The sequence below is a fragment of the Rosenbergiella sp. YN46 genome (genome assembly GCF_036620675.1).
Lineage (GTDB): Bacteria > Pseudomonadota > Gammaproteobacteria > Enterobacterales > Enterobacteriaceae > Jejubacter.
This window is the reverse complement of the sequence record NZ_JAZHEE010000153.1, coordinates 1-543: the sequence shown is the minus strand read 5'-3', so window position 1 is coordinate 543 and position 543 is coordinate 1. Positions and strand designations below refer to the sequence as shown.

Below are 543 nucleotides of genomic sequence, written 5' to 3'. Positions count from 1 at the left end.
CTCATCCCTTTCCACCTTTTCCACTCCCTCCCCAACCCCCATATCCCTTACCCCCCCCTCCTCAATCCCCTCATCCCCACCCCCCTCCTCCCCTTCTTCCACCCCCTACTCTTCCCCCCCATCATCACCACTTTTAACCCTTTTCTCAACACTCCCACCACCCTCTTTACCTTACCCATCTACACTCTCCTCATTAACCCTCACCCCCTCCATCCCCTCCCCATCATCACCCACCCTCATAACCCCCCCTACCCCCCCCCCCATCTCCTCCATCCTCTCCCCCACCAAAACAACCCTCACTCGAAAACCCTCCCCTCCCACCATCACAAACCCCATCCCCCCTCTAACCATACCATCCTATTATCCCGGATAAACATCCCCCTCCCTCACCTTCCCACCTATCCTTATCCCCCTCTCTCCCCCCTCCTCCCACCCCACTCACACCCCCAACCCCTCCCTCTCCTTAATCCCAACCCCCTCTATCCCATTATCACCACACATAATCTCCTTCTTCAACATAAACCCCCTCATCCCTCCCCTAAC

The 543-nt window shown here is 57.1% G+C and carries 1 protein-coding gene; it reads right to left on the bottom strand.

From position 1 onward, the window contains the following. Positions 1-47: 47 nt before the first annotated feature. Positions 48-179 carry a hypothetical protein gene (locus tag V3W49_RS22990; RefSeq protein ID WP_500148297.1) on the bottom strand — a complete coding sequence of 44 codons (132 nt, stop codon included), beginning with the start codon at positions 177-179 and terminating at the stop codon, positions 48-50. Positions 180-543: the final 364 nt, after the last annotated feature.

Coding starts and splice junctions, on each gene's coding strand:
- V3W49_RS22990 (WP_500148297.1), bottom strand. CDS start 179: ATGGGTAAGGTAAAGAGGGTGGTGGGAGTGTTGAGAAAAGGGTTAAAA.